The sequence below is a fragment of the Micromonospora sp. R311 genome (genome assembly GCF_056780015.1).
In genome coordinates this window covers 115997-129606 of sequence record NZ_JBSWCE010000008.1, presented here as the reverse complement: position 1 = coordinate 129606, position 13610 = coordinate 115997, and the positions used below count along the sequence as shown (strand labels likewise).

Below are 13610 nucleotides of genomic sequence, written 5' to 3'. Positions count from 1 at the left end.
TTACCTACCATGAGCCAGGCTCGGGTCACCGTGCGCAGTCAGGAGGGTGGAGTGTCCACTGTCGTCATCAAGCGGCCACCCCGACGCCCGGCGCCCGAGATCCCGGTCGGCGAACTGCCGGTGGAGGCGCCGCCGGAGATTCCCGCGGTCACCGGCGGGCGCTGGCAGCAGCTGCTGATGGTGCTGCCGATGCTCGGCGGCACGGTGGCCATGGCGATGATGTTCGGCCGCGGCGGCGGGGCCTACTCGTACGTGGTCGGCGGCATGTTCGGCCTCTCCTCGCTGGCCATGCTGGTGACCTCGTGGGGCAGCGCCTCCGGCACGCCGAAGAAGTCGGAGATGATGGCGGCCCGCCGGGAGTACCTGCGACACCTGACCGCCCTGCGCCGGCGGGTCCGGCAGACCGCCGGCCAGCAGCGCGCCGGGCTCTACTACCGGCACCCGGACCCGGGCCGGCTCTGGTCCACGGTGGAGAGCCACCGGGTCTGGGAACGCCGGCCGGTCGACCCGGACTTCGCGGTGGTCCGGGTCGCGGTCGGGCCGCAGACCCTGGCGACGCCGCTGGTCCCGCCGGTCACCCGCCCGCTGGAGGAGCTGGAGCCGATGACCGCGGGGGCGCTGCGCCGCTTCCTGGACGCGTACTCGGTGGTGCCCGACCTGCCGGTGGCGCTGTCGCTGCGCAGCTTCGCCCGGGTCCACCTGAAGGCCACACCGGCCGGCGACGGCCGGGCGCTGGCCCGCGCGATGCTCACCCAACTGGCCGTCTTCCACGCCCCCGACGAGCTGCTCGTCGCGGTCTGCGCCGGGCCGGAACGGCGGAACGCCTGGGAGTGGGTGAAGTGGCTGCCGCACGCCCACCACCCCGGCCGTACCGACGCCCTGGGCCCGGTGCGGCTGGTCACCAGCGCCGCCGCCGAGCTGGAACGGCTGCTCGACGACGTGCTGGCCAGCCGGTCCCGGTTCAGCCCGGCCGGGCCGGCGACCGACGGGCCGCACGTGGTGGTGGTGCTCGACGGCGGCGACCTCACCGGAGCCACCGACCTGACCGGGGACGGCGGCATCGACGCCGTGACGGTCATCGACCTGGACACCGCGCCGCCGCGCCTGCTGGACCGGTTCGCGCTGCTGCTGGAGCTGCGCGAGGGTCGGCTGCACTCGCACTCCACCGAGGGACACGTCGAGGTGGGCACCGCCGACCGGTTGGAGCTGGCCGACGCCGAGGCGGTGGCCCGTCGGTTGGCACCGCTGCGGTTGGCCAGCGCACCCCGTGGCCCGGACGCCCCGGCCGGCGCCGAGCCGGGGCTGCCCGAGCTGCTCGGGCTCGGCGACCCGGAGAGCTTCACCGCCGAGCAGGGCTGGGTGCCCCGGTCACCGCGCGAGCGGTTGCGGGTGCCGATCGGGGTGGGCACCGACGGCGGCGCCATCGAACTGGACCTCAAGGAGTCCGCCCAGGACGGGATGGGCCCGCACGGCCTGCTGATCGGGGCCACCGGCTCCGGGAAGTCCGAGCTGCTGCGCACGCTGGTGCTCGGGCTGGCCACCACGCACAGCTCCGAGCAGCTCAACTTCGTGCTGATCGACTTCAAGGGCGGCGCCACCTTCGCCTCCTTCGACCGGCTGCCGCACACCGCCGCGGTGATCACCAACCTGGCCGACGCCCTACCGCTGGTCGACCGGATGGTCGACGCGATCAACGGCGAGCTGGTCCGCCGCCAGGAACTGCTCCGCCGGGCCGGCAACTTCGCCGGCCTGCGCGACTACGAACGGGCCCGGGCCGCCGGCGCGCCGCTCGCCCCGCTCCCCTCGCTGCTGCTGATCTGCGACGAGTTCTCCGAGCTGCTCTCGGCCAAGCCCGACTTCATCGACCTCTTCGTACAGATCGGCCGGCTGGGCCGGTCGCTCGGCGTACACCTGCTGCTGGCCTCGCAACGGCTGGAGGAGGGGCGGCTGCGCGGCCTGGACACGCACCTGTCGTACCGGATCGGGTTGCGGACCTTCTCCGCGCTGGAGTCCCGGACGGTGCTCGGGGTGCCGGACGCGCACGAGCTGCCCCGCTCGCCCGGCCACGGCTACCTCCGCTTCGGCACCGAGCCGCTGGTCCGGTTCAAGGCCGCGTACGTCTCCGGGGCGGTACGCCGGCACCCCGTCGCCGCCGGCGCGGGCGGTGCCGGCAACCCCCGCCTGCTCGCCTTCTCCACCCACTACGTGCCGCCGCCGGAGCCGGCCGGGCCGGCCGCGCCACCCGCCGAGGAGGACGGCACGGAGAGCCTGCTCGAGCTGCTGGTCGGCCGGCTGGCCGGGCAGGGCCCGCCGGCGCACCAGGTCTGGCTGCCGCCGCTGGGCCACCCACCGGCGCTGGACGAGCTGCTCGGCCCGGCCGGCCTCGACCCGGCGCGCGGGCTGACCGTCGGCAACCCGGAGCTGCACGGCGCGCTCCAGGTGCCGGTCGCCGTGGTCGACAAGCCGTTCGAGCAGCGCCGCGACCTGCTCTGGTTGGCGCTGGACGGCGCCGCCGGGCACGTGGCGGTGGTCGGCGCGCCGCAGAGCGGGAAGTCGACCGCGCTACGCACGCTGATCTGCTCGCTGGCGCTCACCCACACCCCGGCCGAGGTGCAGGTCTACTGCCTCGACTTCGGCGGCGGCGGGCTGGCCGGGCTGCGCGACCTGCCGCACGTCGGCGGGGTCGCCGGGCGCACCGACCCGACCGCCGTCCGGCGTACCGTCGGCGAGATCGCCACCCTGCTGGTCGACCGGGAGCGGCGCTTCGCGGAGCTGGGCGTGGAGTCGATGGCCGCCTGGCGGCAGCGCCGCGCCGCGCTGGCCGGCACCGGCCCGCCGGCCACCGACCCGTTCGGCGACGTGTTCCTCGTGGTCGACGGCTGGGCCACCCTGCGCGGCGAGTACGACGACCTCGAGCCGCTGATCACCGACCTCGCCACCCGGGGCCTGTCCTACGGGGTCCACGTGGTGGCGACCGCGCTGCGCTGGCTGGACTTCCGGCCGGCCATCCGGGACCTCTTCGGTTCCCGGCTGGAGCTGCGCCTCGGCGACCCGGCCGACTCGCTGGTGGCGCGACGGGCCGCGGCGAACGTGCCGGAGCAGAGCGCCGGCCGGGGCATCACCGCGGAGAGCCTGCACTTCCTCACCGCGCTGCCGCAGCTCGCCACCGGTGCGGACACCGCCGACCTGGTCAAGCAGGTGGCCGCCGGCTGGCCCGGGCCGGGCGCGCCGCGGGTGCGGCTGCTCCCGCCGGTGCTCCCGTACGCCGAACTCGACCTGACCGCGACGACCGGGCTGCGGCTGCCGATCGGGGTGGCCGAGGCGGACCTGCGCCCGGTGGTGCTGGACTTCGCCACCGAGCCGCACTTCGTGGTCTTCGGCGACGCCGAGTGCGGCAAGTCGTCGTTCCTGCGCGCGCTGGCCACCTCGATCATCACCCGGTTCACCCCGGAGCAGGCCCGGGTGATCCTGGTCGACTACCGGCGCAGCCTGCTCGGCGCGATCGAGTCGCCGCACCTGATCGGCTACGGCACCGCCGCCGCGCACACCGCCGACCTGATCGAGTCGGCCACCGGCTACCTGCAGGCCCGGCTCCCCGGCCCGGAGGTCACCCCGGCGCAGTTGCGGGAGCGGTCGTGGTGGTCCGGGCCGGAGCTGTTCGTGCTGGTCGACGACTACGACCTGGTCGCCAGCGGGCCGGCCAACCCGTTGCGGGCACTGGAGGAGCACCTGCCGCACGCCCGCGACGTCGGGCTGCACCTGGTGCTGGCCCGCCGCTCCGGCGGCGCCGGCCGGGCCCAGTACGAGCCGATCGTGCAGCGGCTGCGGGAGCTCTCCACGGCCGGGCTGGTGATGGCCGGCAGCCCGGACGAGGGGGCCCTGGTCGGCCCGGTCCGGCCCGGGCCGCTGCCGCCGGGGCGGGGTCGGCTGGTCACCCGGCGCGAGGGCGTACGCCTCGTGCAGCTGGCCCACCTGCCGCCACCGTGACAGGTGTCCCCGGATAGCCCCGGAAGAGGGGGTGGAACCGGTAATCTCCGATCGTCGTCTTTCCGGAACCGATGAATGGCTGGGGATGTGACCAGGGTGCGGCACGGTCGTCCGCCGACGGCGCGACGGGTCGCCGGCCGGGCGCTGCTCGGTGTGGCGGCCACAGTCGTGTCGCTCGCCGGTGCAATGCCCGCCGCCGCCGCCCCCGCCCGACCGGTCGCGGGCCCACCGGCGGCCTTCGCGCCGGCGGACAGCCAGGCCCGCGCCGACCAGGTCCGCGGCGAGCAGTGGCAGCTCGACGAGCTGGGGGCGAAGACAGCCTGGCGCACCTCGACCGGGCGCGGGGTCACCGTCGCGGTCATCGACTCCGGTGTGGACGCCGACCACCCCGACCTGGTCGGCCAGGTGCTGCCCGGCCACGATCTGGTCGCCCCGGACGGTGACGGCGACCCGGACCCGGTCGGCCACGGCACCACGGTGGCCGGGCTGATCGCCGGGCGCAACGACGACAACCGGGGCGTCGTCGGCCTCGCGCCCGACGCCAAGATCCTGCCGGTGCGGGTGCTGGACGACGAGAACCGCTACGACGACGCGCTGATCGTCGCCAAGGGCGTGCGCTGGGCCGTCGACAACGGCGCCCGGGTGATCAACCTCTCCCTCGGCGGAAGTGGCGACAGTCCGGCGCTGGCGGCCGCGCTCGACTACGCCTTCGCCCGGGACGTGGTGGTGGTCGCCTGCACCGGCAACCTCGCCACCTCGACCAACTCCAAGGTGTGGTACCCCGCCCGGGAGCCGGGCGTGATCGCGGTGTCCGGCCTCGATCGGGACAGCGAGAACCTCTGGTCCGGCGCGATCACCGGCCGTGCCACCGTGCTCACCGCCCCGGCCACCGGGCTGGTCGGCGCCCGGCCGCCCGGCGGCTACTGGCGGGTGCAGGGCACGAGCTTCGCGGCGCCGCTGGTCGCGGCCACGGCCGCGCTGGTCCGGGCCCGCTACCCGGAGATGTCCGCCGGCGACGTGGTCAACCGTCTGCTGGCCACCGCACGCGACATCGGCCCCGCCGGCCGGGACGACCGCTTCGGGTTCGGCCTGGTCGACCCGGTCGCGGCGCTCGACGCCGAGGTGGCCCCGGTCGGCCGCAACCCGCTGGACGACCACTCGTCGCCCGGCGTGGTCGGGTTCGGTCCGGCACCGGGTTCGGCCGAGGCGGCCGGCGCCGGGGCCGACCCGCTGGGCGACTGGACCTCGCCGCGCCAGCAGAGCCGGTGGACGGCCCAGCCGGCGGGCGCCGAGCACGACTCGACCCCCGAACGGCTCTGGACCGGCGCGGCGCTCTTCGTCGCCCTGCTCACCGGCGCGGCGCTGATGGTGCGCCGGTTCCGGCAGTGGGGAAGGCGTTGACCCGCCCGCGCCGCCGGCCGGGTCGGCCACGCCCGACCGCACCCGGACGACCGAATCACCCCGGCACGGGCCGGACGCCCGACCCACCCCTTTGCGGACGGTACGCCTGACACCGCCCCGTCCCGGGTAGAAAAGATGGCATGACCTCGCCCGGCCAGCACACTCTCCCGGCTCCGCCGGGGCCGTCGTGGCGGCGGCGCCGGCTGCACCCGGACGACTCGGGCGGCCTCCGCCTCACCCTCGCCGTCGCCGCGGCGTTCCTGGTGCTGGTGCCGTTCGCCCTGCTCGCGCTCCTGGTCCTGGCCGGCTGGCCACCGCTGCGTCAACTGGACGCCACGGTGGCCGAGTCGCTGCACGGCTTCGCCGCCGACCACCCCGCCTGGGTCCGGCTGATGAGCCTGTGGACCAACGTGTTCGCGCCGATGTCCCTACGGATCGCCGCGCTCGCGCTGGTCGTGTGGCTGGCCCGGCGCGGCGCCCGGCAACTGGCCGTCTGGGTGGCCGTCACCATGCTGGTGGGCGGGCTGCTCAGCCCGCTGCTCAAACTGCTCTTCGGCCGGGCGCGGCCGGACCTGCCCGAGCCGGTGGCGCAGGCCGCCGGCCTCGCCTTCCCGTCCGGTCACGCGCTGAACGCCGCCCTGGCCGCCGGGGTCCTGCTGGTGGTCTTCCTGCCGTACGCGCGGGAGCGGGCCGCCCGCTGGGCGGTGCTCGCCGCCGCGCTGCTGCTGGCCGGGGTGACCGGGTTCAGCCGGCTGGCGCTCGGGGTGCACTGGACCAGCGACGTGCTGGCCGGCTACCTGCTCGGCACGGCAGTGGTCGCCGCGACCGCCGCCGCCTTCACCGTCTGGCGCCACCATCCCCCATCCGCCGCTCCCCACCCTTGAGGAGCGAGCGGGGCGACACGGTCAGGGACAGTGCGGGGCGTCGGCGCCTGACGGGTGGGCGAGGGGTCAGGTGCACTTGCCGGTGGCGACGCCGCGGGTGCGCTCGGCCCCGGCCAGCGCGACCGGGCGAGCCTCGCCGGCGGTCACCGCGAAACCGGTGTTCGGGTCGTCGGCGGCCGCCGCGAAGATCACCCCGAGCACCAACCCGTTGGCGGAGACCAGCGGCCCGCCGGAGTTGCCGCTGCGGACCAGCGCCCGGATGGTGTAGATCTCCCGGGTCACGTCGCCGGAGGCGTAGATGTCCGGCCCGGTGATCCGGTCCACGTCGCGGACCCGGGCCGACTGCGCGTCGTACGGGCCGTCGAGCGGGAAGCCGAGCACGATCGCGTCCGCGCCGCTGCCCGTGTTGCCGGCGGCGAAGCGCATCGACGGGCCGGGCAGCCCCGGCACGTAGAGCACGGCCAGGTCCCGGTCCGGGTCGTAGACGACCACCTCGCCGTCGTACCGGTCGCCGTTCAGCTCCACCGCCACCGTGCGGGTGCCCGCCACCACGTGCGCGTTGGTCATCACCCGGTCGTCGGCGTAGACGAAGCCGGAGCCCTCGATCCGGCGCGAGCAGCTCGGCGCGGAGCCGAGCACCTTGACCACCGAGCGCTGGCCGTTGACCACCACCTGGGAGCCGGCGAGCGCCGGGTCGGGCGGCGAGACCTGCCGGGCGGAGGTACGGCCCAGCCCGTCGAAGACGTCCGGGAAGCCGTTGGTGTCCACCGTGTCCCGCAGCGCGGTGGAGAGCTGCTGCGCCCGGTCCGGCAGCACCCGGTCGACCACGGTGAGCAGCGCGCTGTTCTTCACCGACGCGGCCAGCCAGGGCAGCGAGGACGAGCCGAGCGGCACCGCGACCAGCCAGGCGACCAGCAGCACCGCGAAGATCGAGACGAACGCCCCGCCGATGTCGTCGACCTGCTTGCCCACGTCGCTGGTGATCGTCTTGCGGAGGTGGGAGCCGAGCCAACCGGCGAGCGCCTGGCCGACCACGGCGAGCCCGAAGACCGCCACCAGGGCGATCAGCACCCGGGTGCCGCTGTCCACGAACTGCTGGGCCAGCAGCGGCCCGATCTGGAGGCCGGCGAGGGCGCCCAGGAAGAAGCCGGAGAAGGACAGCAGCCCGATGACGAACCCCTGGCGGTATCCGCTGATCGCGAACACGAGCATGAGCAGCAGCAGGACGAGATCGACGGCGGACACGGGTCAAGCGTACGGGCAGCGCGCTCGCGGGATGACCATCGCTTGCGGAAGGTGACCGGCGGGTCAGCGCAGGGCGCTCTCGTCGACCTCGTCGGTGCCGGCCGACGGCGCCGGGGTGGCGGCGGTCGGCGGCAGCTCGACCACCCGGCCGGGCGGCCACGGTCGCGCCCAGCCGCCCATCTCCAGCAGGGTGGCCAGCACCCCCGCGGTGAAGCCCCACACCAGCATCCCCCGGGCGGAGAAGGCCGGGCCGATCCAGCCGCTCGGGTGCCGCACCCGCATCCGGTTCGCCGGGTCGACCAGCTCGGCGATCGGCAGCCGGGCCACGTGTGCCACCTCGGCGGGTTCCCGGGGATGCACCGGGTGCGGTGCGTGCCACCAGGCGAGCACCGGGGTCACCACGAAGTCGCTGACCGGGATCCAGAGCCGGGGCAGCTCGGCCAGCACGGTGACGCTGGTCGGGTCGAGGCCGACCTCCTCGTTCGCCTCGCGCAGCGCGGTCGCCGAGGCGTCGGCGTCGTCCGGGTCGGCCGCGCCGCCCGGGAAGGCCGGCTGACCGGCGTGGTTGCGCAGGGTGGCGGCGCGCTGCAGGATCAGCACGTCCGGACCGGCGCCGGGTTCCTCGCCGAGCAGCACCAGCACGGCGCTCTCCCGGCCGCCGTTGTCCGGCGTGGCCAGTCGGGTGAAGTCCTCCGTACGGGCGTCGCCGAGCCGGCTCAGCAGTGGCTCGATCCAGGGCGGTGGCTGCCGGGTCACGCCGGCACCGCCAGGCCCAGGTGCTGCCGGACCAGCGCGGCGAGGCGGGCGTCGTCCAGCGCGCCGGACGCGTCGACGTGCCGCACCCGGCCCTGCCCGTCGACGAAGAGGGTGAGCGGGATGGCGTTGCGGCCCAGCGCCCGTTGCAGCGCCTCGCCCTGGTCGACCAGGACCGGGAAGCGGATGCCGAAGTCCTCGCCGATGGACTGCGCGCCGGCCCGACTGTCGCGGCTGTTCACCCCGAGCACCTGGAGCTGGCCGGTGGTGCGCTCGCTGAGCCGCTGGAACGCGGGCAGCTCCTTGCGGCAGGGCGGGCACCAGGAGGCCCAGACGTTGACCACGGCCGGGCCGCGGAGGTCCCGGAGGGCGACCGGCGCCCCGCCGGTGAAGCAGTTCAAGGTCAGCTCGGGCAGCGGGTCGCCCCCGCCGGACCCGGCCGGCGACGCGGCGCTCGCCGGGGTGGTGGCCGGCGCGGCGGTCAGCGCGGTGCAGTCCTGGAACGGGGACGGCCGGCTGGCGGCGGCGCCCTGCCGGGTCGGTGCGGCCTCCTGCCCGGTGCCGGTGCAGCCCGCGGCGGCCAGCAGCAGCGGGACGAGCAGGGCAGCGAACCGCCGGTTCATCGGTGCCCCGTGGTTCGCGACTGCGGGGCTCGCCGGACCGGCTCACTCCTCGCGCTCACGGTGCCTCCGCGACGACCGCCTGGGCCGGCACCAGCTCCGGGTCGACCCCGGCGGCCACCGCGAGGTCCCGCGCCCGCGGGCCCTTGAGCAGCTTGGCGGCCGCGGCCGGCTCGGTCGGGCCGGTGCCGTAGGACGGGCAGAGCTTGGCCAGCGTGCAGGCGCCGCAGGCCGGCTTGCGGGCGTGGCAGACCCGCCGGCCGTGGAAGATCACCCGATGCGAGAACATCGTCCAGTCGCGCCGCTCGATGAGCGCCCCGATGGCGTGCTCGACCTTGACCGGGTCGGTCTCACCGGTCAGCCGCCAGCGGCCGACCAGCCGGTGGAAGTGGGTGTCGACGGTGATGCCGGGCACGTCGAAGGCGTTGCCGAGGATGACGTTGGCCGTCTTGCGACCGATCCCGGGCAGCGTCACCAGGTCGGCCAGCTTGCCGGGCACCCGGCTGTCGTAGCGCTCGACCAGGGCCTGGCCGAGCTTGATCAACGAGTCGGTCTTGTTGCGGTAGAACCCGGTGGGCCGGATCAGCTCCTCCAGCTCGGCCCGCTGCGCGCCCGCGTAGTCGGCGGCGGTCGGGTAGCGGGCGAAGAGCTTCGGGGTGACCTCGTTGACCTTCTTGTCCGTGCACTGGGCGGAGAGGATCGTGGCCACGGCCAGCTCCAGCGGGTTGGAGTGGTCGAGCTCACAGTGCGCGTCGGGGTGGGTCTCGGTCAGCACCCGGCCGATCTTGCGGGCGCGCCGCTTGCGGCCCAGGTCGGTCTCGGTGGCCCCGGGAGAGCTGGTGGTCACGCCGGCCAGCCTACGTCGCCGGTCCGACGAACCGCCGGGCCCCACGCGCCGAGCCGCCGGATCAGCCCTCCGCCGGCGGGCTGATCCGGCCGGAGTCGTCGAACCGGGCGCCGGTCTTCGGGAAGTCGCTGCGGGTCAGCTGCCGCACCAGGCCCAGACCCCGGTCGTCCCGGTCCATGGTCGGCTTGCCGATGGAGTTCATGTACGTCGACACGAAGGACCCGCCGGCCCAGCTGCCGTCCGGCTTGAGCGACACCTTGAGCACCCCGCCCCAGCCGAGCCGGCCGGCGTTGCTCAGCGAGTTGCCGCCGCCGGCGAAGTTGCCGAGGCTGTAGGCGATCAGGCGGCCCTTGTAGAACTCCATGCCGCGCAGCACGTGCGGCCCGTGCCCGACGATCAGGTCGGCGCCCGCGTCGATCATGGCCTTGGAGAACTTCACCGGGTCGCCCCGGTTCTCGCCGAGGAACAGCTCGGTGCCGGGCCGCACCCGGGTCTTGTCCGACCCCTCGGCGCCCATGTGCACCTGCACCACCACCAGGTCGGCCATGCCGGCCGCCTTGGTGATCACCTGCTTCGCCGCCGCGATGTCGATCAGGCTGTTCGACCAGACGTACGACGAGAAGCCGGCGACGGCGACCTTGACCCCCTCCACCTCGACCACGGTGATCTGGTCGGGGGCCCCGGTGTGCGCCAGGTCGTAACGCTCCAGCGCCTTCTGGGTGTTCTCGTAGCCCTTGGGGCCGTAGTCGTAGCCGTGGTTGTTGGCCTGGTTGAGCAGCTCGAAGCCGGCGTCGCGCAGGTGCGCGGCGTACTCGGGCGGGGCCCGGAACTGGAAACAGCGGGTCGAGTTGGCGCCGCACTTGCCGGTGCCGGTGTCGACGGTGAGCGGCTCCTCCAGGTTGCCCATCACCAGGTCGGCTTCGAGCGCCTTCTTGACCGAGTCGAAGAAGCCCTTCCCGCCGTTGGGGGGCAGCCGGTTGGGCGCGTTGCCCATGATGATGTCGCCGGTGGCGGAGAGCGAGATGGACTTCTCGGCCGGCTGCTCCGCGGGGGCCGAGCCGACCGGGGCGCCGGTGGCGCCACCACCCGCGCCGGGCTGCCAGACCGGGTCGCCCGCCGGGTCGCCGCCGCACCCGGCCGCGAGCACTGCGGCGAGCAGCACGACGAGCGCCAGCGCCGGGCGGCGGCGCGGGCGGGGCGTGGTGGTGGCGGCAGCGTACATCGCCCGCGACCCTACCGGTCGGCAAACGGGCGGACGAGAGCCGATCGGCCAGAGATTCAGCCGGCCAGCCGATCGGACCAGGGGACCACGGTGCCGGCCCCGCCGGTCAGCACGGCGGCGTGCACGGCCCGGGCCAGCGGGGCTCCCCAGACCGAGCGCGGGCCGCCGTACTCGGCGACCGGCCCGTCGGCCGGGCAGAGCACGGTGACCGCGTCGGTGGGGGTGCCGGTGCCCGGCATCCCCAGCTCGCCGATCGCCTGCGCCTTCGCCTCGGTGGCCGTGGCGACCGCGTTGACCAGGGCGGCGTCGCCGAGGCGCGCCGGGACGTACAGCACGATGTTGACCGTGCCGACCCGCTGCCCGGGCGCCGCCGGCGCGGGCGCGGCGGCCCAGACCGGGGTGCCGAGCCCGACCGTCGCCCAGGCCCGCACGCCGGTGTCGGTCCGGGCCACCACCTCCGCCACGTCGACGCCGGTCAGCAGGCCCACTCCGGGCCCGTCCAGGCCGAGCTGGCCGGCCAGGCCGGCCAGGTGGTCGGCGGGGTCGTCCCGGTCGTACGACATCGGCACGGTCGCGTTGACCACCCACCGCCGTTCCCCGATGCCGCCGCCCAGCGGCGCGGAGCTGACCGCCCGCAGCGGGCGGTCGGCGCGCCAGACCAGCAGCGGCACGTCGCGCCCACCCTCGCGGCGGGTGGTCAGCAGGGGGTCGCTCAGCACGCCGTGACCCTACGACCTGGGGCGTGACCGGGCCGCCGGGGCCCGGAAATCGCGCGATCCTACTGGTCGGGCGGGTCGGTAGGGTTACGCCCGGGGATCAAGATTCCAGGGGTGCACCTCTGATTCGTGCTCAACTGTGCCTAGACTTGGCGGCGCGCGAGGGATCAGCGGACGGCGGACCCGGCCGAGAAGACGGCACGCGCAACCGGAGGTGCGCGATGGACGAGGTACTGGCCCGCAGCGGGATCTTCCAGGGAGTCGACCCGGAGGCTGCCGAGGCGCTCGCCAAGGAGATGGAGACGATCGAGGTCCGCAAGGGCGAGGTCGTCTTCAACGAGGGCGAGCCCGGCGACAGTCTCTACATCCTGCTGTCTGGCAAGATCAAGGTCGGCCGCCGGGCGGCGGACGGCCGGCAGAACCTGATCGCGGTGATGGGTCCGTCGGACATGGTCGGCGAGCTGTCGCTCTTCGACCCGGGTCCGCGTACGGCGACCGCCACCGCGGTGACCGACACCCGGCTGGTGCGGCTGCGCAAGCAGGCGCTGCGGCCGTGGCTGAACAACCGGCCGGAGATCGCCGAGCAGCTGCTCCGCGTGCTGGCCCGGAGGCTGCGCCGGACCAACGACTCGCTGGCCGACCTGATCTTCACCGACGTGCCCGGCCGGGTCGCGAAGAACCTGCTCCAGATGGCCGGCCGGTTCGGCACCCGCGACGGCGGCGTGCTGCGGGTGACCCACGACCTCACCCAGGAGGAGATCGCCCAGCTGGTCGGCGCCTCCCGGGAGACCGTGAACAAGGCGCTGGCCGACTTCGCCTCCCGGGGCTGGCTGCGGCTGGACGGCAAGAGCATCATCATCCTCGACCCGGAGCGTCTGGCCCGCCGCGCCCGCGTCTGACCCGGCCGGGGCCCGCCCCCGGCCGCCGAGCAACCCGGCCCGGATCGCGTCGTCGGTCCGGGCCGTTCGGCTGCGCCCGTCTGCCCGGCGCAGAATTCCTGGACCCGACGGGCGTCCCTCCCGCACGCTGGAGCGATGCTGAACCGGGTCGCCGTGCTCTCCGACATCCACGGGGCGCTGCCCGCGCTCGAGGCCGTGCTGGCCGAGCCGGACGTCGTCGCCGCCGACCTGATCGTGCTCTCCGGCGACATCGCGGCCGGGCCGCAGCCGGTCGAGGTGCTCGACCTGCTCGCCGGCCTCGGCGACCGGGCCTGCTGGGCACGCGGCAACGCCGACCGGGAGCTGGTCGAGGCGCGCGCCGGCCGCGCCTCCCCGATCGAGGTGTCGAACTGGGCCGCCGGGCAGCTCCGCGACGACCAGGTGGCCCGGCTGGCGGCGCTGCCGCTGACGGTGACCCTCGAGGTCGCCGGCCTCGGGCCGGTGCTGTTCTGCCACGCCACCCCGCGCGACGACGAGGAGGTCGTGCTGGTCGACACCCGGATGGCCCGCTGGGCCGAGGTGTTCGCCGGGGTGCCCGCCGAGGTGCGGACGGTGGTCTGCGGGCACACCCACATGCCGTTCACCCGGCTGGTCGACCGTCGGCTGGTGGTCAACCCGGGCAGCGTCGGCATGCCGTACGGCGGCCCGGGTGCGTACTGGGCACTGCTCGGGCCGGGCGTGCACCTGCGTCGGACCGACTTCGACGTCGACGCCGCCTGCGCCCGGGTGGCCGCCGAGTCGTCCTTCCCGGACGCCGCGGAGTGGGCCGACGAGTACCTGCGCTCCCGGCACAGCGACGCCGACGCGCTGGCCGTCTTCGCGCCACGCGACGGCCGCTGAATCCCGACCGAGCCATCCGGCGGCCCGGTCGCCGGGGCACGCCGTCCCGATCCGGCCAGCACTGCCGCCGCTCCGTTCCGGGCCGACAGGGCTGCCGCCCGCCGATGTTCCGCTCCCGCGATCGGCCTGCGGGGGGCCGCTGGGAAATTCGGTCAGG

11 protein-coding genes are annotated in these 13610 nt (G+C 75.1%); 5 read left to right on the top strand and 6 right to left on the bottom strand.

Going from position 1 to position 13610, the window contains the following annotated elements:
* Positions 1–51 precede the first annotated feature (51 nt).
* The 3 genes from eccCa (at position 52) to AC1WTP_RS09020 (ending at position 6272) form a co-directional block, all read left to right on the top strand.
* Positions 52–3987, top strand: coding sequence for a type VII secretion protein EccCa (eccCa, locus tag AC1WTP_RS09030; protein ID WP_481648758.1), 3936 nt, complete (start codon positions 52–54; stop codon positions 3985–3987).
* Between the two features lie 75 nt (positions 3988–4062).
* Complete coding sequence (gene mycP / locus AC1WTP_RS09025; protein WP_481648757.1) at positions 4063–5388, top strand: type VII secretion-associated serine protease mycosin; 1326 nt, start codon at positions 4063–4065, stop codon at positions 5386–5388.
* A gap of 140 nt (positions 5389–5528) precedes the next feature.
* Positions 5529–6272: a phosphatase PAP2 family protein gene (locus tag AC1WTP_RS09020; protein ID WP_481648756.1), complete on the top strand. Its 744-nt coding sequence runs from the start codon at positions 5529–5531 to the stop codon at positions 6270–6272.
* A 66-nt stretch (positions 6273–6338) separates the two neighbouring features.
* On the opposite strand, the gene AC1WTP_RS09015 is transcribed toward AC1WTP_RS09020, so the two are convergent.
* From AC1WTP_RS09015 to AC1WTP_RS08990, 6 genes are all read right to left on the bottom strand, one after another.
* Positions 6339–7517: a MarP family serine protease gene (locus tag AC1WTP_RS09015; RefSeq protein WP_481648755.1), complete on the bottom strand. Its 1179-nt coding sequence runs from the start codon at positions 7515–7517 to the stop codon at positions 6339–6341.
* A gap of 63 nt (positions 7518–7580) precedes the next feature.
* Positions 7581–8273 carry an NUDIX hydrolase gene (locus tag AC1WTP_RS09010; RefSeq protein WP_481648754.1) on the bottom strand — a complete coding sequence of 231 codons (693 nt, stop codon included), beginning with the start codon at positions 8271–8273 and terminating at the stop codon, positions 7581–7583.
* A complete protein-coding gene (locus AC1WTP_RS09005) occupies positions 8270–8893 on the bottom strand; it encodes a TlpA family protein disulfide reductase (protein WP_481648753.1) in 624 nt (207 codons plus the stop codon). Before AC1WTP_RS09005 ends, AC1WTP_RS09010 begins: the two co-directional genes overlap by 4 nt.
* Positions 8894–8948: 55 nt before the next feature.
* Positions 8949–9737 (bottom strand): endonuclease III, encoded by a 789-nt coding sequence (gene nth, locus AC1WTP_RS09000; RefSeq protein WP_481648752.1) that lies wholly within the window; start codon positions 9735–9737, stop codon positions 8949–8951.
* 61 nt (positions 9738–9798) lie between these two features.
* Entirely contained in the window at positions 9799–10959 is a 1161-nt protein-coding gene (locus tag AC1WTP_RS08995; RefSeq protein ID WP_481648751.1) for a CapA family protein, read from the bottom strand.
* Positions 10960–11015: 56 nt separating this feature from the next.
* Positions 11016–11678, bottom strand: a complete 663-nt coding sequence (locus AC1WTP_RS08990; RefSeq protein WP_481648750.1) for an adenosylcobinamide amidohydrolase — start codon at positions 11676–11678, stop codon at positions 11016–11018.
* 218 nt (positions 11679–11896) lie between these two features.
* Here AC1WTP_RS08990 and AC1WTP_RS08985 point away from each other — a divergent pair, with 218 nt between their 5' ends.
* Complete coding sequence (locus AC1WTP_RS08985) at positions 11897–12574, top strand: Crp/Fnr family transcriptional regulator (protein ID WP_007073398.1); 678 nt, start codon at positions 11897–11899, stop codon at positions 12572–12574.
* Positions 12575–12709: 135 nt separating this feature from the next.
* Positions 12710–13453: a metallophosphoesterase family protein gene (locus AC1WTP_RS08980; RefSeq protein ID WP_481648749.1), complete on the top strand. Its 744-nt coding sequence runs from the start codon at positions 12710–12712 to the stop codon at positions 13451–13453.
* Positions 13454–13610: the final 157 nt, after the last annotated feature.

What these genes read in the sequence shown, in the direction of transcription:
- AC1WTP_RS09020 (WP_481648756.1), top strand. Translation starts at nt 5,529, where the DNA reads ATGACCTCGCCCGGCCAGCACACTCTCCCGGCTCCGCCGGGGCCGTCG.
- AC1WTP_RS09005 (WP_481648753.1), bottom strand. Translation starts at nt 8,893, where the DNA reads ATGAACCGGCGGTTCGCTGCCCTGCTCGTCCCGCTGCTGCTGGCCGCC.
- AC1WTP_RS08995 (WP_481648751.1), bottom strand. Translation starts at nt 10,959, where the DNA reads ATGTACGCTGCCGCCACCACCACGCCCCGCCCGCGCCGCCGCCCGGCG.
- AC1WTP_RS08985 (WP_007073398.1), top strand. Translation starts at nt 11,897, where the DNA reads ATGGACGAGGTACTGGCCCGCAGCGGGATCTTCCAGGGAGTCGACCCG.
- AC1WTP_RS08980 (WP_481648749.1), top strand. Translation starts at nt 12,710, where the DNA reads ATGCTGAACCGGGTCGCCGTGCTCTCCGACATCCACGGGGCGCTGCCC.
- mycP (WP_481648757.1), top strand. Translation starts at nt 4,063, where the DNA reads ATGGCTGGGGATGTGACCAGGGTGCGGCACGGTCGTCCGCCGACGGCG.